General features: G+C 68.8%; 20 protein-coding genes. 6 read left to right on the top strand and 14 right to left on the bottom strand.

What is annotated here, in order from left to right; all coding sequences use genetic code 11:
- The first annotated feature begins 31 nt into the window (after positions 1-31).
- Together EPN98_RS10075 and EPN98_RS10080 are read left to right on the top strand one after the other, a co-directional pair.
- Positions 32-865 (top strand): TIGR00266 family protein, encoded by an 834-nt coding sequence (locus EPN98_RS10075; RefSeq protein ID WP_293362557.1) that lies wholly within the window; start codon positions 32-34, stop codon positions 863-865.
- Positions 865-1,902, top strand: coding sequence for a serine hydrolase (locus EPN98_RS10080; RefSeq protein WP_293362558.1), 1,038 nt, complete (start codon positions 865-867; stop codon positions 1,900-1,902). Before EPN98_RS10075 ends, EPN98_RS10080 begins: the two co-directional genes overlap by 1 nt.
- Positions 1,903-1,906: 4 nt before the next feature.
- Here the strand turns inward: EPN98_RS10080 and dapE are convergent, their stop codons facing one another.
- Entirely contained in the window at positions 1,907-3,070 is a 1,164-nt protein-coding gene (gene dapE, locus EPN98_RS10085) for a succinyl-diaminopimelate desuccinylase (protein WP_293362559.1), read from the bottom strand.
- 42 nt (positions 3,071-3,112) lie between these two features.
- Between dapE and EPN98_RS10090 the strand changes: the two genes are divergently transcribed.
- On the top strand, positions 3,113-3,589 hold the full coding sequence (locus tag EPN98_RS10090; protein WP_293362560.1) for a cupin domain-containing protein: 477 nt from the start codon (positions 3,113-3,115) through the stop codon (positions 3,587-3,589).
- Positions 3,589-4,053, top strand: a complete 465-nt coding sequence (locus EPN98_RS10095) for a cupin domain-containing protein (protein ID WP_293362561.1) — start codon at positions 3,589-3,591, stop codon at positions 4,051-4,053. Before EPN98_RS10090 ends, EPN98_RS10095 begins: the two co-directional genes overlap by 1 nt.
- Before the next feature lie 26 nt (positions 4,054-4,079).
- Here EPN98_RS10095 and dapD read toward each other — a convergent pair whose 3' ends face one another.
- The 3 genes from dapD to argB form a co-directional block, all read right to left on the bottom strand.
- On the bottom strand, positions 4,080-4,910 hold the full coding sequence (gene dapD, locus EPN98_RS10100) for a 2,3,4,5-tetrahydropyridine-2,6-dicarboxylate N-succinyltransferase (protein WP_293362562.1): 831 nt from the start codon (positions 4,908-4,910) through the stop codon (positions 4,080-4,082).
- A gap of 8 nt (positions 4,911-4,918) precedes the next feature.
- On the bottom strand, positions 4,919-5,581 hold the full coding sequence (locus EPN98_RS10105) for a pyrimidine 5'-nucleotidase (RefSeq protein ID WP_293362563.1): 663 nt from the start codon (positions 5,579-5,581) through the stop codon (positions 4,919-4,921).
- A 223-nt stretch (positions 5,582-5,804) separates the two neighbouring features.
- Complete coding sequence (argB, locus tag EPN98_RS10110) at positions 5,805-6,719, bottom strand: acetylglutamate kinase (protein WP_293362564.1); 915 nt, start codon at positions 6,717-6,719, stop codon at positions 5,805-5,807.
- 144 nt (positions 6,720-6,863) lie between these two features.
- Between argB and EPN98_RS10115 the strand changes: the two genes are divergently transcribed.
- Entirely contained in the window at positions 6,864-8,096 is a 1,233-nt protein-coding gene (locus tag EPN98_RS10115) for an amidohydrolase family protein (protein ID WP_293362632.1), read from the top strand.
- A gap of 9 nt (positions 8,097-8,105) precedes the next feature.
- Here the strand turns inward: EPN98_RS10115 and EPN98_RS10120 are convergent, their stop codons facing one another.
- From EPN98_RS10120 to map, 7 genes are all read right to left on the bottom strand, one after another.
- Positions 8,106-8,858, bottom strand: a complete 753-nt coding sequence (locus EPN98_RS10120; RefSeq protein ID WP_293362565.1) for a Crp/Fnr family transcriptional regulator — start codon at positions 8,856-8,858, stop codon at positions 8,106-8,108.
- Positions 8,859-8,927: 69 nt separating this feature from the next.
- Positions 8,928-10,070 carry an acyl-CoA dehydrogenase family protein gene (locus tag EPN98_RS10125; RefSeq protein WP_293362566.1) on the bottom strand — a complete coding sequence of 381 codons (1,143 nt, stop codon included), beginning with the start codon at positions 10,068-10,070 and terminating at the stop codon, positions 8,928-8,930.
- An 85-nt stretch (positions 10,071-10,155) separates the two neighbouring features.
- Positions 10,156-10,755 carry a ribosome biogenesis GTP-binding protein YihA/YsxC gene (yihA, locus tag EPN98_RS10130; protein ID WP_293362633.1) on the bottom strand — a complete coding sequence of 200 codons (600 nt, stop codon included), beginning with the start codon at positions 10,753-10,755 and terminating at the stop codon, positions 10,156-10,158.
- A gap of 56 nt (positions 10,756-10,811) precedes the next feature.
- Complete coding sequence (gene yidC / locus EPN98_RS10135; RefSeq protein WP_293362567.1) at positions 10,812-12,617, bottom strand: membrane protein insertase YidC; 1,806 nt, start codon at positions 12,615-12,617, stop codon at positions 10,812-10,814.
- 39 nt (positions 12,618-12,656) lie between these two features.
- The gene (rnpA, locus tag EPN98_RS10140) at positions 12,657-13,025 is read right to left on the bottom strand and encodes a ribonuclease P protein component (RefSeq protein WP_293362568.1); all 369 of its coding nucleotides are present in this window, start codon (positions 13,023-13,025) and stop codon (positions 12,657-12,659) included.
- A gap of 27 nt (positions 13,026-13,052) precedes the next feature.
- Positions 13,053-13,187 carry a 50S ribosomal protein L34 gene (rpmH, locus tag EPN98_RS10145; RefSeq protein WP_068877158.1) on the bottom strand — a complete coding sequence of 45 codons (135 nt, stop codon included), beginning with the start codon at positions 13,185-13,187 and terminating at the stop codon, positions 13,053-13,055.
- Between the two features lie 76 nt (positions 13,188-13,263).
- Complete coding sequence (map, locus tag EPN98_RS10150; RefSeq protein ID WP_293362569.1) at positions 13,264-14,013, bottom strand: type I methionyl aminopeptidase; 750 nt, start codon at positions 14,011-14,013, stop codon at positions 13,264-13,266.
- A gap of 95 nt (positions 14,014-14,108) precedes the next feature.
- On the opposite strand from map, the gene EPN98_RS10155 reads away from it, so the two are divergent.
- A complete protein-coding gene (locus tag EPN98_RS10155) occupies positions 14,109-15,329 on the top strand; it encodes a hypothetical protein (RefSeq protein WP_293362570.1) in 1,221 nt (406 codons plus the stop codon).
- Here EPN98_RS10155 and EPN98_RS10160 read toward each other — a convergent pair.
- From EPN98_RS10160 to EPN98_RS10170, 3 genes are all read right to left on the bottom strand, one after another.
- Positions 15,326-16,306: an NADPH:quinone oxidoreductase family protein gene (locus EPN98_RS10160; protein ID WP_293362571.1), complete on the bottom strand. Its 981-nt coding sequence runs from the start codon at positions 16,304-16,306 to the stop codon at positions 15,326-15,328. The genes EPN98_RS10155 and EPN98_RS10160 overlap by 4 nt on opposite strands.
- Positions 16,307-16,372: 66 nt before the next feature.
- Positions 16,373-16,996, bottom strand: coding sequence for a TetR/AcrR family transcriptional regulator (locus tag EPN98_RS10165; protein ID WP_293362572.1), 624 nt, complete (start codon positions 16,994-16,996; stop codon positions 16,373-16,375).
- A gap of 194 nt (positions 16,997-17,190) precedes the next feature.
- Positions 17,191-19,128, bottom strand: coding sequence for a methyl-accepting chemotaxis protein (locus EPN98_RS10170; protein WP_293362573.1), 1,938 nt, complete (start codon positions 19,126-19,128; stop codon positions 17,191-17,193).
- Between the last annotated feature and the right edge of the window lie 63 nt (positions 19,129-19,191).

The raw sequence follows: 19,191 nt of genomic DNA on the forward strand, positions 1-19,191 counted from the left end.
CATCTCCGATTCAACCGGAGACTTACCCCCCATGTCCCAAGGCCCCTGGAGCCACCACAGCCGAAACGCCGCCGTGTCTGACGACATCGACTTCGAGATCAAGGGCCAGGAACTGCAGTTCGTCGAGATCGAGCTGGATCCCGGCGAGAGCGCGGTGGCAGAGGCCGGGTCGTTCGTCTGGAAGGACGCCTCGGTCGAGATGACCACGATGTTCGGCGACGGGTCCGGCGGCCAGGGCGGCGGCTTCATGGGCGCGCTGCTGGGCGCCGGCAAGCGGCTCATCACCGGCGAGAGCCTGTTCACGACGGTCTTCACCCACCAGGGCCGCGGCAAGGCTAAGGTGGCCTTCGCCTCGCCGACGCCCGGAGCCATCCTGCCGATCAAGCTGGACAGCGTGGGCGGCACGCTCATCTGCCAGAAGGACAGTTTCCTGGCCGCCGCGCGCGGCGTGCAGATCGGCGTCGCCTTCCAGCGCCGGATCATGACCGGTCTGTTCGGCGGCGAAGGCTTCATCATGCAGAAGCTCGACGGCGACGGATGGGTGTTCGTCCAGATGGGCGGCACACTGGTCGAGCGCGAGCTGGCGCCGGGCGAAGTGCTGCACGTCGATACCGGCTGCCTCGCCGCCTACACGCCGAGCGTCGATTTCGACCTGGAGATGGTGCGCGGCGTGAAGAGCATGTTCTTCGGCGGCGAGGGCCTGTTCTACGCCCGGCTGACCGGGCCCGGGAAGGTCTGGATCCAGTCGCTGCCGTTCTCGCGTCTCGCCGGCCGGATGCTGGCGGCGGCGGGCGGAACGGGCGGCAACCAGGGCGAGGGGTCGGTCCTGGGCGGTCTCGGCGACCTGATCGGCGGCAACCGTTGATGCAGACGGGCCTCCCGCCGCTTCCGCTCCAGTCCCCGGGAACACCCTGGCCGACACGCGCGTGGCCGACGGGCGAGGCCCGGGCGCGCGACGCCGCGCGGCTGGAGGCCCTGCTGGCCCGGGCGTTCGACGCCGCGCCCGACGGGCCGCTGGGCAAGACCTATGCGCTGCTGGCGATCCAGGGCGGCAGGCTGACCTACGAACGCTACGGCTTCGGGGCGACGCCCGAGACCACACAGCCGTCTTGGTCGATGGCCAAGAGCATGACCCAGGCCCTGGTGGGCATGCTGGTGCTGGACGGTCGCCTAGATATCCACGCGCCGGCTGACGTTCCCGAGTGGAAAGGCGCTGACGATCCGCGCGCCGCGATCACGCTGGACCAACTGCTGCGGATGTCGAGCGGGCTTGCCTTCGTCGAGGACTATGTCCCCGGTTCGGTCTCGGACGTGCTGGAGATGCTCTACGGCTCGGGCAAGGCGGACGCGGCCGCCTATGCGGCCAGCCGGCCGTTGGCCCACCCGCCGGGGTCGTTCTGGAGCTACGCCAGCGGGACCAGCAACATCGTCGCCCGGCTGGCCGCCCAGGCCCAGGGCGGCGACTTCGCGGCCTATATGCGCTCGCGCCTGTTCGAGCCGCTGGGCATGGACAGCGCCACGCCCAAGTTCGACGCCGCCGGCACGTTCATCGGCTCATCCTACTGCTTCTGCACGCCGCGTGACTTCGCCCGCTTCGGGCTGCTCTACCTGCGCGACGGGGCCTGGGACGGCCGGCGTCTTCTGCCTGAGGGCTGGGTCGACTATGCGCGCACGCCCACCTTCCAGCAGGAAGGCGTGACCGACGGCCCCTATGGCGCGCACTGGTGGCTGGGGATCGGCGGGCCCGGCTCGTTCTCGGCCAACGGCTACGCCGGACAGTTCATCATCGTCTGCCCCGACCGCGACCTCATCGTCGTGCGCAACGGCGACACCCCGCTTGAGTCCAAGGATCGCCTCCGGGACTGGATCGGCGAGGTCGTGGACTGCTTCGGCGCGGCCTGAGATCTCAGGCGAAGTAGCGGGCGATGATCCGCGAATAGACCTGCTGCAGGCGGCGGATCTCGTCCACCGGCGCGCGCTCGTCCACCTGGTGCATGGTCTTGCCGACCAGGCCCACTTCGATCACCGGGCACAGCGCGCGGATGAAGCGAGCGTCGCTGGTGCCGCCGCTGGTGGAGAGTTCGGGCGCAGCCCCGGTCACGTCGGCGACGGCGTCAGCCACCAGCTGGGTGAAGTCGCCGCGCTCGGTGAGGAAGGCCTCGCCGCTGATGGACGAGGTGACGGTGATCTTGCCGCCGAAGTCGACCGAGGCGCGCCAAGCCTCCAGGTCGAACCAGTCGGCCAGCTGCTTGCCCGTGTGGTTGGGGTTGAAGCGGATGTTCAGCCGGGCCCGCGCCACCCCCGGGATGACGTTCGTCGCCGTGTTCGGCATCTCGATCATCGTCACTTCCAGGTTCGACGGCTGGAACTCGGGATAGCCCTCGTCCAGCTTCCGCTCCTGCAGCGCGGTCAGCATCTTGATCAGTGGCCGAGCCGGGTTGGCCGCCCGGTGCGGATAGGCCACGTGGCCCTGGACGCCTTCCACGACAATCTCGGCGTTGATCGAGCCGCGCCGGCCCACCTTGACCATGTCGCCGAAGGTCTCGGCCGAGGTGGGTTCGCCCACGATGCAATGGTCGATGACCTCGCCCTCGGCGGCCAGAGCTTCAACCACCTTGACGGTGCCGTCGGTCGCCACGCCTTCCTCGTCGCCGGTGATCAGGAACGAGATCGAGCCCGTCACCGTCCCTGCCGAGATGGCGTCGGAGGTCGCTGCGGCGAAGGCGGCGATGGCGCTCTTCATGTCGACCGAGCCGCGTCCGATCAGGATGCCGTCCTGGATCTCGGCGGCGAAGGCGTCCTTCGACCAGGCGGCCGCGTCGCCCACCGGCACCACGTCGGTATGGCCGGCGAAGCAGAGGTTGGGGCGGGCGGTCCCGTAGCGGGCGTAGAGGTTCTCGATCTCGCCGAACTTCATCCGCCGCGTCGTGAAGCCCAGGCTCACCAGGATCTCCTCGACGATCGCCATCGCACCTGCATCGGCGGGCGTCACCGAGGGGCGGCGGATCAGGTCGCGGGTCAGCTCGACGGCGTCGATGGGACGGCTGTTGCGGGGGCTTTCGGACGGCATGACCCCGCCATATCTGGCAATCACGAGAGTGGCGAGGGGATCATGCCCAAGATCGATATCGACAAGGCGCCGACACGCTTTGGCAGCGCCTACCCGCCGCCGTTCGACGCGCCGTGCCGCGAGCGCATGCGCTGGAAGTTGGGCGACGTGGCGGGACTCACCCAGTTCGGCGTCAACCTGATGCGCCTGGCGCCCGGCGTCTGGACCAGCCAGCGCCACTGGCACAGCCACGAGGACGAGTTCCTATTCGTCGTCTCCGGCGAGGTCGTACTGGTCGAGGACGAGGGCGAGACGGTGTTGCGCGCCGGCGACTGCGCCGGGTTCAAGGCCGGCGTCCCCAACGGCCACCACATCCAGAACCGTTCCGACGCCGAGGCCGTTCTGCTGGAGATCGGGTCGCGGATGCCGGGCGTGGACGGCGGCGACTACCCCGACCTCGACATGATCGTGACCCCCGACGACGTCTATCGCCACCGCGACGGAACGCCCTACGAGCTGGATGGAGGCCGCAAGCGCTGATGCCCAAGATCGACATCCCAAGCCTGGAGGTCCGCAGCGGCTGCAACTATCCGCCCCCCTACACGGACATCTGCCTGGGGGCTGCGTGGAACAAGCTGGGCGACGCGGCCGGCCTCACCGACTTCGGCGTGAACCTGGTGCGCCTTCCGCCGGGCAAGTGGTCCAGCCAGCGGCACTGGCACTCCGAGGAAGACGAGCTGGTCTACGTCCTGGAGGGCGAGGTCACCCTGATGGAGGACGACGGCCCCCACATCCTGCGACCCGGCGACGTGGCGGCCTGGAAGGCCGGCGACGCCAACGCCCACTGCCTGCAGAACCTGAGCGACCGCGACGCCGTCTACCTGGAGATCGGCTCCCGCCGCCCGGCCACAGACGCCTGCCACTATCCCGACATCGACATGGACGCCCGGCCGGGAGAGAGCTTCTACCGCCACAACGACGGCACGCCGTATCCGGAGGGGTAGGTTGGCTCCCGCGGCCGCCGACGCGGCTACTCCCGCAACAGCTCGTTGATGCTCGTCTTCGACCGCGTGCGTTCGTCCACCTGCTTCATGATCACCGCGCAGTAGGTGGACGGCAGGGTCGGGTCGTGGGGGTTGGGGCGGCTGCCGGAGACCACCACGGAGTAGGGCGGCACCTCGCCGGTGCGGACCTCGCCCGTGCGGCGGTCGATGATGGGCGTGGTGGAGGTGATGAAGGTGCCCATCGACAGCACCGAGCCCTCGCGCACGATCACGCCCTCGGCCACCTCGGCGCGGGCGCCGATGAAGCAATTGTCCTCGATGATGGTCGGGTTGGCCTGCAGCGGCTCCAGCACGCCGCCGATGCCGGCGCCGCCCGAGATGTGGCAGTTCTTCCCGATCTGGGCGCACGAGCCGACCGTGGCCCAGGTGTCGACCATCGTGCCTTCGTCGACATAGGCCCCGATGTTCACGAACGACGGCGTCATCACGACGTTGCGGGCGACGAACGCGCCCTTGCGCACGATGCAGCCGGGCACGGCGCGGAAGCCCGCGGCCTCGAAGCGCTGGGCGTCCCACCCGGTGAACTTGAGCGGGACCTTGTCCCAGTAGGGATGCGGCGCGTCGGCGTCGATCAGGCGGTTCGCGGTCAGGCGGAAGAACAGCAGGATCGCCTGCTTGGCCCACTGGTTCGTGGTCCAGGTCCCGTCGGCGTCGCGCTGGGCCACCCGCACCTTGCCGGCGTCGAGCAGCTCGATGGTCTCGTGCACGGCGTCGCGCACCTGGCCGGTGGTGGACATGTTGATGCCGTCGCGCGCCTCCCAGGCGGCCTCGATCACGGACTTCAGGTCTTCGGACATCGGTTTCCTCAGGCGGCGGGCTTGAGCTGCGCGTCCATGAGGAACGGCGCGAGCTTGGCGGTGCGGTGGTGGACGAAGGCGGCGGTGGACTGGGGGGCCCAGGGCCCGACCAGCACGGTGGTCATGCCCAGGTCGTGGGCGGGCGCGAGGTTGCGCTCGGAGTCCTCGAAGAAGCAGGTGGTCGCGGGCTCGATGCCGTGCAGCGCGCCCATGCGCTCGAAGGCCTTCAGGCTGGGCTTGGGTTCGTAGTCGGCGGTCCCGATGTGGAAGACATCGTCGAACAGGTGGCCCAGACCCAGGTGCTTCAGCACGCGCTCGGCATGGATGTCGTCGGCGTTGGTGAAGATCAACCGGCGGCCTGGCAGCCGCTCCAGGGCGCTGAGCAGGTCGGCGTCGTGGGCCAGGGCGTCCAGCGACATGTCGTGGAAGATGGCGTGGAATTCCTTGGGATCGACGCCGTGGTTCAGCATCATGCCCTTCAGGGTCAGCCCGTGCTCGGCCAGGTAGACCTTCTGCAGCCTGAAGGCCTCTTCGCGCGGCAGGCCGGTCACCCGCTCCACGAAGTCGGTCATCCGGTCGACGATCTCGGCCATGAAGCCGGATTCCGCCGGGTAGAGCGTGTTGTCCAGGTCGAACAGCCAGGTGTCGACGTGGCTCAGGTCGGCCGCCATCCTTACCTCCCCCGTGAAACGGCGGGAGGGGGACCGGCGGCCGAGCGGAGCGAAGAGCCGATGGTGGAGGGGGCGGGCCTCAGGCTCCGCAGTTCGATCTGCGCACGCTGGCTCAGTGGAGGGAGCCCGCCCCCTCCACCAACCGCTCTACAGCCGCTGCGCGGCTTCGGCGGTCGGTCCCCCTCCCGCCGCTTCGCGGGGGAGGTCAGCCAGTTCGCTGCGCTCACGGCTTCACCATCGTCCCCGACCCGTGCTCGGTGAAGAGCTCGACCAGCATGGCGTGGGGGCGGCGGCCGTCCAGGATGACCACGGCCTCGACGCCGGATTCCACGGCGGCGATGGCGGTCTCCAGCTTGGGGATCATGCCGCCGGTGGCGACCCGGTCGGCGATGGCGCCGCGCGCCTCGGCGATGGTCATCTGGGCCACGCGCTGCTTGTTGGCGTCGAGCACGCCCGGCACGTCGGTGAGCAGGAGCATCCGCTTGGCGCCCAGCGCGCCGGCCAGGGCGCCGGCCACGGTGTCGGCGTTGATGTTGAAGGTCTGGCCGTTGTCGTCCACGCCGATGGGGGCGACCACCGGGATGTAGTCGTGCTCGGCCTTGATCAGGGCCTCGATCAGGGTGGTGTCGATGTGCTTGGGTTCGCCCACGAAGCCCAGGTCGACGATCTTCTCCTCGACGCTGTCGGCGGCCCGCGTGGTGCGCGTGACCTTCTCGACGGTGATCAGCTTGGCGTCCTTGCCCGACAGGCCCACGCCGCGCACGTCGGCCTCGGAGCCCGCCTGGGTGATCCAGCTGGCGATTTCCTTGTTGATGGCGCCCGACAGCACCATCTCGGCCACTTCCATGGTCGCCTGGTCGGTGACGCGCAGGCCGTCGACGAAAGTGGACTTCACGCCCGCCTTCTCGAGCCAGGCCGAGATCTGCGGGCCGCCGCCGTGCACCACCACGGGATGGACGCCCAGCATCTTCAGCAGCACCACGTCGGCGGCGAACAGCTTGGCCACCGACTCCTCGCCCATGGCGTGGCCGCCGTATTTGATGACCACGATCTCGCGGTCGTAGATCTGGATGAACGGCAGGGACTCGGCCAGCGTCTTCGCCGTCGCCCAACCTTGCTCTTCCGTGTCTTCGCTCAACGTCGCCGTCCCGCCAGAGAAACCCGGGCGTCCGATAGCGGACGGGGCCCCCGCTGTCACGGGCGCATGGGCGTGTTAGTCCAGGCGCGGCAATCCAGGGAGTTGGCGATGCGTTGTTTGGGGGTGGGGGCGGCGCTGGCCGCGATGCTGGTCGCGGGGGTCGCCCAGGCCGGGACGGTGGCCGTGAGCGCTGAGCGGCTCCTGGACGTCAAGACCGGCAAGTATGTCGAAAAGCCCCTGATCCTGATCACCGATGGCCGCGTCGCCTCGGTGGGCAAGGCGGGCGATGCGGTCCCTCCGGGCGCTCAGCGTGTGGACCTGCCGGGCGTGACCCTGCTGCCCGGCCTGATCGACATGCACGTCCATCTGACCAGCGCCGGAAAGTACGGCGGCTACCGACCCTACGAGTTCACCGACAGCTTCTGGACGGCGGTCGGCGTGGCCAACGCCAAGACCACGCTGGAGGCGGGCTTCACCACGGTGCGCAACGTCGGCACGGCCTTCTACGCCGACGTGGGCCTGCGCGAGGCGATCGACGAGGGGTGGATCGCGGGACCCCGGATCATGGCGTCGGGCTACGCTCTGGGCGCCACCGGCGGCCACTGCGATGAGACCTACTTCCCGCCGTCGATGGAGCAGAAGAGCCCGGCGCTGGTCGACAGTCCCGACGAGGGCCGCAAGATGGTGCGGACCCAGCGCAAGTACGGCGCCCGGTCGATCAAGATCTGCGCGACCGGCGGCGTCTTCTCCCGCGGCGACGAGCCCGGGGCCCAGCAGCTGACCCTGGAGGAGATGAAGGCCATTGCCGACGAGGCGCACATGGCCGGAATGAAGGTGGCCGCCCACGCTCACGGCGCGCCCGGCATCAAGGACGCGATCCGCGCGGGTATCGACACGATCGAGCACGTCAGCCTGATCGACGACGAAGGCATCAAGCTGGCCGTCCAGAAGGGGACCTGGCTGGGCTTCGACATCTACAACACCGACTACACCCAGGCCGAGGGCAAGAAGAACGGCGAGCTGGAGGACAACCTGCGCAAGGACCGCGAGATCGGCGGGATCCAGCGCGAGAACTACCGCAAGGCGCTGAAGGCCGGCGCGCGGATGATCTTCTCCAGCGACGCGGGCGTGTATCCGCACGGCCTGAACGCCAAGCAGTTCGAGGTGATGGTCCGCTTCGGCGCGACGCCGCTCCAGGCGATCCAGTCGGCCACAGTGAATTCGGCTGAGGCCCTGGGCTGGCAGAACGACGTGGGCCAGGTGGCCAAGGGCTTCTGGGGCGACCTCGTCGGCGTCCAGGGCGATCCTCTGGCCGACGTCACGGTGCTGGAGAAGCCGGTGTTCGTGATGAAGGGCGGCGAGGTGGCCCGGCGCTAGCCAGGACGCCTACTCGGCCACCTCGGGCAGCAGCGTCGCGAAGTGCTGCTCCACCGCGGCGTAGCACTCGCAGGCGACCCGCTCGAGGCCGCGGCGGTCCACCACTTCAACGCGCCCGCGATGTGTACGGATGAGGCCGCGGGCCTGGAGCTCGCCGGTGACCGTGGTGACCGTCGAACGTTGAACGCCCAGCATCTCGGCCAGCGACTCGTGGGTCAGGTGTATGACGCCGTGGCCGGCGCGGTCGTGGACGGCCAGCAGCCAGCGGGCGCACCGCTCATCCACGCGGTGCAGGGCGTTGCAGGCCACCCCCTGCATCATCTGGGCGAGCAGGCTGTCGGCATAGCGGGAGAACAGGTCGCCGAACCGCGGCGAGCCGGTCTTGGCCGCCTCCAGGTGGCTGGTGGAGATGGCGTAGGCGTCGCCGGGAAGCTGCACCACGGCGCGCCCGTAGGCAGGCTTGTGGCCCTCGCTGACGATCCCGCCGACGGCGCCTTCGCGGCCGATGGTGGCGGCCTCAACCTCGCGGCCGTCGCGGGTGACGATCAGCAGCGAGGCCATCGTCCGGTGGCAGGGGAAATAGGTGGTGACCACGTCGTCCCCGGGCTCGAACAGCACCTGGCCCCGCTTCAGCGCCACGGGCTCCAGGTGGGGTTTGAGCACCTCCAGGTCTCGGGGCGCGAGCGCCGCCAGCAGCCGGTTCGAGCGGTGGCCCGTGTCGCGAGCGCCGATGTCGCGCCCGGGGGCGAAGGACGTGTTCATGCGGGACATCCCCATGGCCTGACCATGGGGGGACAACGCCCGAACGGCCGCGCTTGTTGCGTCGGGCCGTCAGATCGTGCGGGCCACGACTTCCTTCATGATCTCGGACGTCCCGCCGTATATCCGCTGGACGCGGGCGTCCCGCCACAGGCGCGCGATGGGATACTCGTTCATATAGCCCGCGCCGCCGTGCAGCTGCAGGGCGGCGTCGCAGACCTCCCATTGCAACTCAGTGTGGAACAGCTTGGCGGCCGAGGCTTCGGCGGCGGTCAGCTTGCCTTCCAGGTGGCGCGCGATCGCCCAGTCCAGGTGCGCCCACCCCGCCTGCAGCCTGGCCTTGAGGCCCGCCAGGGTGAAGCGGGTGTTCTGGAAATCGAAGACCGTCTGGCCGAACGCCTTGCGCTCCTTGGTGAACTTCACCCCCTCGTCGAACGCCCGCTGGGCGGCGGCCTGCGCCTGCGCCGCGATGCCCAGGCGCTCCTGCGGCAGCTGGGTCATCAGCTGGGCGAAGCCCTTGCCCTCCTGGCCCAGGCAGTTGGTCACCGGCACGCGCACGTCCTCGAAGAACAGTTCCGAGGTGTCAGCGGCGTGCTGGCCGATCTTGTCGAGGTTGCGCCCGCGCTTGAATCCCTCGCGGCTGGCTTCCACCAGGATCAGCGAGATGCCCTTGCCGCCCTGGGTCGGGTCGGTCTTCGCTACGACGATGATCAGGTCGGCGTGCTGGCCGTTGGTGATGTAGATCTTCGAGCCGTTGACGACATAGTGGTTCCCGTCGCGGATCGCGGTCGTGCGCACGGCCTGCAGGTCGGACCCGGTGCCGGGCTCGGTCATGGCGATGGCGGTGATGGCCTCGCCCGAGACCATCTTGGGCAGCCACTCGCGCTTCTGCTCTTCCGAGCCGTAGTTGACGATGTAGTCGGCGACAATGTCGCTCTGCAGCGTGATGCCGGCCGTGGAGCCTGCGTAGAACAGCTCCTCCGAGATCACCGCGTTGTAGCGGAAGTCGAGACCCAGGCCGCCGTACTCGGCCGGCACGCCGGGGCACAGCAGCCCCGCTTCGCCGCAGGCCAGCCAGAACTCGCGACCGATGATCCCCTCGCTCTCCCAGCGGTCGAGGTTGGGGGTCAGTTCACGCTCGTAGAACTTCCGCACCTGGTCGCGGAAGAGGTTCAGGTCCTCGTCGAAGACGGGGCGGGCGGACATGTCGATCATGAGGCGGATCCCGGTGTTCAGCCGTCAGTTAACGCGGTGACGTTGGGGACGGAAACGTCCTTTCCCACCCAGTGGGAAGGCGGGATCAAACCTCGCACGCCGCCAGGATCTCGGCGCGGAGTTCGGGGATGCCCGTGCCCTTCTCGGAGGACGTGGCGGCGACCCGCGGGAAGGCTGCCGGGCGCTTGGCGATCTTTCGAAGGGTCTCGGCCACCACCTGGTTGACGTCGCGCTGACTGCGCAGCTTGTCGGTCTTGGTCAGCACGATCTGATAGCTTACGGCGGCGAGGTCGAACGCCTCCATGGCCTCCAGGTCGACGTCCTTCAGTCCGTGGCGGCTATCGATCAGCAGGTAGGCGCGCTTCAGGTTCGGGCGCCCGCGCAGATAGGCGCGACCCAGGTTCTGGAACTTGTTCTTCTCGCCGCGGCCCACCTTGGCGAAACCGTAACCGGGCAGGTCGACCAGCCGCAGAGTCTCGTCGGCCACGAAGAAGTTGATCTCGCGGGTGCGGCCGGGCGCGGTCGAGGCGCGCGCCAGGTGGGTGCGGCCGGTGACGGCGTTGATGAGTGAGCTCTTGCCCACGTTGGAGCGGCCGGCGAACGCCACCTCGGGCAGGTCGGCGGGCGGCAGGCCGGTCATGGCCACCGCGCCCATCATGAAGGTCACCGGGTGCGCGAAGAACACCCGCGCCGCCTCCAGCGCCTCGTCGTCGAACGTCGGCTCGGGCGCGAGGGCGTCGGTCACCCCACGCCCTCGGGCTTGGGCTTACCCGTCACCTTGCGGATGATCTGGTCGATCGGGTTGTCCACCTTGAACCGGCGCATGATCACGTACTGCTGCAGCACCGTCAGGCAGTTCGACCACGTGTAGTAGACCAGCAGGCCGATGGCGAACTGAGCCATGATGAAGGTGAAGAGCAGCGGCATGAACTGGAAGATCCGCTGCTGCACCGGATCGGGCGCCGGCGGGCTCATCGAGGTCGTGAGCCAGGTGGTGAAGCCGTACAGGATCGGCAGCACGCCGATGTGCAGGAAGCCGGGGGGCGAACCGTAGGCGAACAGGCTGCCCATCAGCGGCAGCGTGCCCGGATCCCAGGGGATAAGGCCGAACAGGTTGAACACCGTCGTCGGGTCGGGCGCCGACAGGTCCTTGATGTAGCCGACGAACGGCGCGTGCCGCATGTCGATCTCGAGCTGCAGCACCTTGAAGAGCGCGAAGAACACCGGAATCTGCAGGAAGATCGGCAGACAGCCGGCCAGCGGGTTGACCTTCTCGCGCTGATACAGCGCCAGCAGCTCCTGCTGCTGTTTCTGCGGGTCGTCCTTGTACTTGGCGCGCAGCTCCTCCATCGCCGGCTGCACCTTCTTCATCTTCGTCATCGACTCGTACTGCTTGTTGGCGAGCGGGAAGAAGACGAGACGCACGATGACGGTAAGCGCCAGGATGGCCAGGCCGAAGTTGCCGACGTAGCCGTACAGCCACGACAGCAGCCCGAAGATCGGGCGGGTCAGGAACCAGAACATGCCCCAGTCCAGCGCCTCGTCCAGGTGGGCGATGCCCAGGTTGTCCTGGTAGGCCTCCAGCACCGGGCGCTGTTTGGCGCCGGCGAAGATTCGGGTGGTCTCAGTGATCTGGCGACCTGCGGCGATGGTGCGCACCTGGCCGTCGAACTTGGCGTCGAGAATGTTGGCGGTGGGGGCCTTGGTCAGGCGGAACTGGCCGTCGATCTGGCTCTTCTGATCGGGGATCAGCGCCGTCAGCCAGTAGTGGTCGGTGATGCCGACCCAGCCGCCCGTGGATGTGTAGGTCGGGCTCGAGCCGTCTTTCTGCCACTTGGCGTACTTGAGCGGCCGGCGCTTGCCTTCCAGCCAGCCGGCGCCGCCCTCGTGGATCACCCCGTTCTTGCCCAGGCTGGGCGGCACGCCCTGGCGCTGGACCGATCCATAGGGGCGCAGCGTGACCGGCATGCCCGACGTGTTGGCCACGGTGTCGGCGACCGTGAACATGTACTTGTCGTCGACCGAAATCACCCGCGTGAAGGTCAGGCCCTGGCCATTGGCGTAGGTCAGGGTTACGGGCTGGCCGGGCGCGAGCTTCGAGCCGCTGGCCAGCGTCCAGAGCGTGTTCGGCCCAGGCATGCCGACGACATTGGCGCCCACCCAGCCCAGCTCGGCGAACATGGCGTACTGCGTGCCGTCGGGCCGCAGCAGCTCGACCGGCGGCGAGTTCTTGTCGAGCGTCTGGCGGTACTGGACCAGATAGAGATCGTCGAGGCGCGCGCCGCGCAGCGACAGCGAGCCTTTCAAGGCCGGCGTGTCGATCGGCACACGGGCCGTGGCGGCCACGGCGGCCTCACGAGTGACCACCTGTGACATCTGCGGCGCATTGGGCGCGGCGGTCGAGACGGCGGCGGCGGGCGCCTGGCGCGCGCGCTCCTCCATGGCCCGCTTGGTCTGCGGCTCGATGACGAAGATCTGGTAGACCAGAAGCAGGAGCGCCGCCGCCACGAAGAAGATGATCGTGTTGCGGGTGTTGTCGTCGCGCATGGAACGCAGGTTTCCGTCGGAGAGAAGGGCGAGGCCGGGCTACAGGTGGTGAGCCGCACGGTCGGGGGCGAGCCTTATCAGCGCGGTTTTCACATCGTCAAGGAGACGGTCCCACGGCCGGCTGATGGCGCCGCCCCTGGCGATGATCACATAGTCGACGCCGGGAGCCCCGTGGAGGGGCAGCATGAGGCGCGCCGCCTCACGCATCCGACGCTTGGCCCGGTTGCGCTCGACGGCGCCTCCGATGCGCTTGGTGGCGGTAAACCCGACCCGCACCCGGGGGTCATCGTCGCCGCGCGGGCGCGCCTGAACGACGACAGCCCCCTTCGCATGCGAGGGGGCTTTGGCGCAGGCGAGGAACTCGCTGCGCTTGGTCAATCTGGAAATGGTCGGTTTGGCGTCCGTCACCCGGACACCTTAGGGCAACGCTTGAGCTTAGGCGCTCAGGCGCTTGCGGCCCTTGGCGCGACGGCGCGCCAGGATCTTCTGACCATTCTTCGTGGACATGCGCAGGCGGAAGCCGTGACGGCGCGCACGCACCAGGCGAGACGGTTGGAAAGTGCGCTTCACGAGGAAAGCTCCGGGTCGAAAATCGAGCGGCGGTGGATAGTGGAAGGGCGGGGGGCTGTCAACCACCTCGGGCCGGCTACTCCGCCAGAGTCATCACCAGCGGTCCGCGACGGGTAGCCACCAGCGTGTGCTCGTACTGGACCGTGGGTTCGCCGCCGGGAGGCCGAAGGGTCCAGCCGTCGCCCACCTCATCGACCCAGTCCGCGCCCAGCGACAGGAACGGCTCCAGGGTGAAGACCAGGCCTTCGGTGATCTTGCGGCGGTCAGAACGGTCGACCCAGGTGGCGATCTCGGTGGGCTCCTCGTGCAGCGAGGCGCCGACCCCGTGGCTGGCGAGGTTCCGGACCAGGCTGTAGCCGTTGCGGCGCGCAAAGGCCTCGATCTCGCGGCCGGGGGCGTTGAGGTCGGCGCCTGGGCGCACGGCGCGGATGCCGGTCCACAACGCGCGCCGACCGTCGCGGCACAGGCGCTCGACCCGCTTGGTCACCGGCGGCACGGCGAACGAGGCCCCCGTGTCGCCGAAGAAGCCGTCCAGCTCGGCCGAGACGTCGATGTTGATCAGGTCGCCGGCCTGGATCACCCGGTCTCCCGGGATGCCGTGCGCCACGTCGGGCCCCACCGAGATGCAGGTGGCGCCGGGGAAGTCGTAGGTGAGCTCGGGCGCCGAGCGGGCGCCGCCGGCCTCCAGCATCGCTCGGCCCAGCTGGTCCAGCTCGCGGGTGGTCATGCCGGGCTCCAGCGCCTCGCCCATCGCCTTCAGGGTACGCGCCACGAGGCGTCCGGCGGCCTTCAGCTTGTCGAGCTGATCTTCATTCTCGATCGTCATGGTCCGATCCTGACGCAAGTCGGCCCGCGGCCCAAGCCCGCTTGCCGTCGCAGCCGCGGCTTCCATAGTCACGCCCGGAAAAGCCGGAGATGGCGATGCGATTCCTTCTGATCCTGGCCGCGGTGCTGGGGCTGGCCGCGCCGGCCCTGGCCCAGACGCCCACTGACACCCGCGCGCTGCTGGCGGCCAATACCCGGGCGTTCGAGCTCACGGCGGAAGGGATCAAGGGGCCGGGCGCGGACTTCCTCCTGGCTCAGACCGAGCGGGCCCAGTTTCTGCTGATGGGCGAGAACCATCACGACCGCGACACCCCGCGGTTCGCCGGCGCCCTGTTCAACCGGCTGCAGCGCGAACGGGGCTTCCGCTATCTGGCGGTCGAGCAGGACCCGCTGGCCATCGACGCGGTCAACGGCATGAAGGGCGACCTCGGCAAGATCGCGGCGCTGGCCAGGCGCTATCCGTCGCACATCGGCTTCGCCTCGGATGACGACCTGCGGCTGCTGGCCGAGGTGAGCAAGGGCTCGCGACCCGGCGATCCTGTGCTGTGGGGCCTGGAGCAGGCCCAGGGGGCGACCCGCTATCTGGAGGAGCTGGTTGGCCTGGCGCCCCCCCAGACCCGCTCCACGGCCCAGGAGCTATACCAGGAGGCCAAGAGCAAGGAGACCCGCGCCAACCAGGGCGCCTTCCTGCACGACGATCCGACCACGCTTGCGCGGCTGCAGGCGCTGGAGGCGGCCTATGATCCCGAGCCCGGTTCGCGCGCCGACCGGCTGTTCACCGGCCTGATCACCAGCGCCGAGATCTATTCGTACAACCGCCGCGCCAACGCCGGCGAGCGGGTGGGCCTTTACAACAACACCGAGCGCGAGGCGCTCTTCAAGCGGACGTTCCTGGAGAACTATCGCCGCGCGGCGAAGGCCGGCGTTCTGCCCAAGGTGATGTTCAAGTTCGGCAGCTGGCACATGTACCGCGGCCGCAGCCCGGGCGGGGCCTACACCATCGGCAATTTCGCCCACGAGTTCGCCATCGCGGGTGGGATGGAGGCTTACGGCGTCGACGTGATCCCGGTGGGCGAGGGTTTCGCCTGGCTGGAGGACGCGCCGTTCCTGGCCCCGCTGTTCCCCGATGGCCCGCCGGCAACCCCTGTGATGATCGACCTGCGACCCCTGAAGCCCTGGGCGCGCGCCTTCGCCAACCAACTCGAGCCAGCGCGGCAAGCCGAGCTGCGCGACTACATCCACGCCCATGATGCGATCATCGTGCTGCCTGGCGGCCGCAAGGCGACCTGGGATCTGACGGGCTTTCCGGTTCCCTAGAGATCCGGCCGGATGATCGTCTTGCCCACCACCTTGCGCTGGGCCAGCGTCTCGAAAGCCTCGCGCCATTCGGTCAGCGGGTACTCGTGGTCGACGCGTGGGCGGACCTTGCCCTCCTCGGCCAGCTTCCAGATCGCCTCGTTGTTTTCGCGGCCCTTGTCCGGGAACTGGCGGCCGTACTCGCCGGCGCGCACGCCGTGGACCGAGAAGCCCTTGATCAGCGCGATGTTGACCGGAAGCGTCGGCAGCCGGCCGCTGGTGAAGCCGATGGAGAGGATGCGGCCGCCGAAGGCGATGCAGCGGATGCTCTCGTCGAACACGTCGCCGCCCACGGGGTCGTAGATCACGTCAGCTCCGCGGCCGCCGGTGAGCTCCTTCACCCGCTCGCGGAAGCCGCGGGTGACGTTCACGGTGGCGTCGACGTCGTATTCCTTCTCGATGGTCGCCAGCTTGTCGTCCGACGCCGAGGCGGCGATCACTTTCGCGCCCAGGAGTTTGGCGTAGTCGACCGCGGCCAGGCCGACGCCGCCGGCCGCGCCATGCACCAGCACCCACTCTCCCGGCTGGACATTGGCGACGCGGTTCAGCGCCACGTAGGCGGTCAGGTAGGCCACCGGATAGCCCGCGGCCTCGCCGTAGCTCAGCTTCGCAGGCTTCTTCCGGAGGGTCGCCGCCGGCAGGATGGCGTACTCGGCGAAGCCGCCGCGGCCGCCGGAGCAGACCGCGTCGCCGATCGCAAAGCCTGTCACGCCTTCGCCCAAGGCGTCCACGTCGCCCGCCAGCTCCATGCCGCCCACAAATGGGATCTCGGGCTTGTGCTGGTGCTCGCCGCGCGTCTGCATGAGGTCGGGGAAGTTCACCGCGGCCGCGCGCACCCTGATGCGCACCTGGCCGGGGCCGGGCTCGGGGGTGGGGATGTCCTTGACCACGCAGCCGCCGTAGTCCGGCAGGAGTTTCTCGACGACCAGGGCGCGCATGCGGCTACTCCGTGAGGGCGGAGCCGATACCGTAGATGGCGTTCCGCAAGGGGACGGAAGGCGGCGTCAGCACTTCGCGCCGGGCAGGCCGCGCAGGCCGCCCAGGATCATCTCGACCGTGAAGTCGGCGGCCGCGCCCACGTCGATCGGGCGGCGCATCAGCATCTTGTCGCAGACCTCGCGGGCCACGCCGATGCAGGCGGCGGTCATGTATTCGGTGTCGCCCAAGGGCCCGCGGCCCTCGTTGATGGCGTGCTCCAGCGCGTCCTTCACCTCGTTGAAGACAGCGGCCATCTCGGGCGTCTCGCCCTGGATATGCGGCTGCATTTCGCCGGCCGGCCGACGCGCCATCCAGCTCACGTGCTCGTCGGCCATGAACTCGAAGTAGGCCACGATGGCCTCGCGGACGAAACCATCCAGCGGGCCACCCTTGCTGCGCAGGGCCTTCAGGATCGGGGCGAACCGGCGGGCGCCGTCGTCGGCAAGAGCCGCGAACACCTCCTCCTTGGAACGGTAGTAGTTGTAGAACGTCCCGGCCGCGAGGCCGGTGCGGCGGATGATGTCGCGCACGGTCGCGGCTTCGTAGCCCAGCTCGCCGAACACCTCTCGCGCCGCGTCCAGGATGGCCTGGCGGTTCTGGACCTTCGTCTGCTCCCGCTTGCCCGCAGGAAGATAGGCGACCTGAGACATTCTCTTCCCGACGCAACTCAAAACGTGACGGGTGTCATTCTAGAAGGCCAAGGATGGTTTCCGCAAACGGAAAGGCCGCGCGTCGCCGCGCGGCCTCCGGATGCGAAAGGGCCGGCGCACGTATGGTCCCGTACGCCGGCCCTCCGAAATCGAGCGTGTATGGTCCCACGCCCGCGTCCGGGTCCTCTTGACCGTCAGAACTCGGTCCAGTTGTCCTCGGCGACCGCCGCGTTGCCCTGGGTCCGGAAGCTGCCCGCGCTTCCCCCGCTGGCGCGCGGCGCGGGGGCCGGAGCCGCCTCGCGGGCGACCGGGCGTTCGGCCTGATGGGTCGAGGCGTTGACCTGGAAGCGCTGCACGAGGCCGAACAGCTCTTCGGTCTGGCCGGCCAGCATGCGCGAGGCCGCGGTGGTCTCTTCCACCATGGCCGCGTTCTGCTGAGTGACCTGGTCCATCTGGTTCACGGCGGTGTTCACCTCCGCGATGCCGGTGGCTTCCTCCTTGGCCGACTGGGCGATTTCGCTGACCAGCTTCGAGATTTCGTCCACGTGGCTGATGATCCGGTGCAGGGCCTCGCCGGTCTCGCCGACCAGGCTCACGCCCTCCGCCACCTGCGAGGTGGACGTCGAGATGAGGCCCTTGATCTGCTTGGCGGATTCCGCCGACCGCTGCGCCAGGGCCCGGACTTCCGAGGCCACGACCGCGAAGCCCTTGCCCGCGTCGCCGGCGCGCGCCGCTTCGACGCCGGCGTTCAGCGCCAGCAGGTTGGTCTGGAAGGCGATCTCGTCCACGACGCCGATGATCTGGCTGATCTCGCGGGCCGAGCGCTCGATTTCGGTCATCGAGGCGACGGCGCGGCTCACCACGTCGCCCGAACGCTCAGCCTCGGCCTTGGCCGAAGCCACGGCTTCGCGGCTCTGGTTGGCGCCCTGCGCCGAGCGCTGGACCGTGACGGTGATCTCGTCCAGCGCGGCGGCGGTCTGCTCCAGGGTTGCCGCCTGCTGCTCGGTCCGGCGCGACAGGTCGTCGGTGGCCGAGGCGATCTCGCCGCCGCCCGAGCGGATGGCGTAGGTCGAGTTGGCGATCGCGGCCAGCGCGACTTCCAGCTTGTCGGCCGCGTCGTTGAAGTCGTTGCGCAGCTTCTCGTAGCCGCCCGGGAACGACTCCCGGAGGCGCACCGTAAGGTCGCCCATGGCGAGGCGTTCCAGGCCGGTGGCCAGCGAGTTGACCACGCGCCCCTGTTCCTCGGCCGAAGCTTCGGCGAGGGCGGCGTTCTCGCGGCGCGCGGCCTCGGCGGCTGCACGCTGTTGTTCCTGCTCGGCGCGCATCTGCTCGAGGTGAAGCTGGTTCTCGCGGAAGACGGCCAGAGACTTCACGATCGCGCCCAGCTCGTCCTTGCGTTCGAGCTTCTCGACATCGACGTCGTTATCGCCGCGCGACAGGCGCTCGGTGGCGCCGGCGATGCGTTGCACCGCCTTCTTCATGTTGAGAACGAGGAACGCGGCGATCGCGCCCACGACCAGCAAGGTCGCCAGGGCGGCTCCGATCGTGGCCATCTGCGCGGCCTTCGCGGCGTCGCTGGCGGCCTGCGCCTTCTTGTCGGTCTCGGCCTGGGCCTGCGCCACGATGGCCTGCAGGTTGCCGGTCATCTTGGCATACTGGTCTTCGAACGGCGCGGCGAAGCCGGCGGCCGACGCGAAGTCAGCGCTCATCATGGCCACGATGATGTCGAGGGCCTCGCGGGTTTCCTTCAGGTCCTTGATCAGCTTGTCGTAGGCGGGGCGCTGCGAGGCTGGCGCCGCTGCGCGAGCCACGCCTACGTCCTTGGCGATCTTGTCGACTTCGGCCATCAGAGCCTTGCTCTGCTCCGGGATCTTCTCGGCTTCGATGGATGCCGCCTGGTGGGTGAGCAGGAAATAAAGATCTCCGTGAACGGCCGTGATCCGTTCCGAGATCTTCTGCATCCGCAGGCTGTTTGGCATGTCGGTCTGAACGACGCGTTCTAGCTCCCGCGTCTGGCTTTGCTGCAGCACCACCGTTCCGGCCGCGAGCACGGCCATCATCACCAGCGCGAGCGCGGGCGCGAAGCCGACCTTCACCAGCAACGGCAGGTCATCCAGTCGAAAGCGTTTCATGCGAGGGATCCCCCGAAGTTCTTTTTCTCACTCGGGAGAGGCTCCGCGAGCCTGTTCACAATG

Source organism: Phenylobacterium sp., assembly GCF_004299445.1.
Taxonomy (GTDB): Bacteria; Pseudomonadota; Alphaproteobacteria; order Caulobacterales; family Caulobacteraceae; genus Phenylobacterium.

Bases quoted from the DNA above. Each gene is read 5' to 3' on its own strand.
- EPN98_RS10075 (WP_293362557.1), top strand. From the start codon at position 32: ATGTCCCAAGGCCCCTGGAGCCACCACAGCCGAAACGCCGCCGTGTCT.
- EPN98_RS10080 (WP_293362558.1), top strand. From the start codon at position 865: ATGCAGACGGGCCTCCCGCCGCTTCCGCTCCAGTCCCCGGGAACACCC.
- dapE (WP_293362559.1), bottom strand. From the start codon at position 3,070: ATGCCGTCCGAAAGCCCCCGCAACAGCCGTCCCATCGACGCCGTCGAG.
- EPN98_RS10090 (WP_293362560.1), top strand. From the start codon at position 3,113: ATGCCCAAGATCGATATCGACAAGGCGCCGACACGCTTTGGCAGCGCC.
- EPN98_RS10095 (WP_293362561.1), top strand. From the start codon at position 3,589: ATGCCCAAGATCGACATCCCAAGCCTGGAGGTCCGCAGCGGCTGCAAC.
- dapD (WP_293362562.1), bottom strand. From the start codon at position 4,910: ATGTCCGAAGACCTGAAGTCCGTGATCGAGGCCGCCTGGGAGGCGCGC.
- EPN98_RS10105 (WP_293362563.1), bottom strand. From the start codon at position 5,581: ATGGCGGCCGACCTGAGCCACGTCGACACCTGGCTGTTCGACCTGGAC.
- EPN98_RS10115 (WP_293362632.1), top strand. From the start codon at position 6,864: ATGCTGGTCGCGGGGGTCGCCCAGGCCGGGACGGTGGCCGTGAGCGCT.
- EPN98_RS10120 (WP_293362565.1), bottom strand. From the start codon at position 8,858: ATGAACACGTCCTTCGCCCCCGGGCGCGACATCGGCGCTCGCGACACG.
- EPN98_RS10125 (WP_293362566.1), bottom strand. From the start codon at position 10,070: ATGATCGACATGTCCGCCCGCCCCGTCTTCGACGAGGACCTGAACCTC.
- yidC (WP_293362567.1), bottom strand. From the start codon at position 12,617: ATGCGCGACGACAACACCCGCAACACGATCATCTTCTTCGTGGCGGCG.
- map (WP_293362569.1), bottom strand. From the start codon at position 14,013: ATGACGATCGAGAATGAAGATCAGCTCGACAAGCTGAAGGCCGCCGGA.
- EPN98_RS10155 (WP_293362570.1), top strand. From the start codon at position 14,109: ATGCGATTCCTTCTGATCCTGGCCGCGGTGCTGGGGCTGGCCGCGCCG.
- EPN98_RS10160 (WP_293362571.1), bottom strand. From the start codon at position 16,306: ATGCGCGCCCTGGTCGTCGAGAAACTCCTGCCGGACTACGGCGGCTGC.
- EPN98_RS10165 (WP_293362572.1), bottom strand. From the start codon at position 16,996: ATGTCTCAGGTCGCCTATCTTCCTGCGGGCAAGCGGGAGCAGACGAAG.
- EPN98_RS10170 (WP_293362573.1), bottom strand. From the start codon at position 19,128: ATGAAACGCTTTCGACTGGATGACCTGCCGTTGCTGGTGAAGGTCGGC.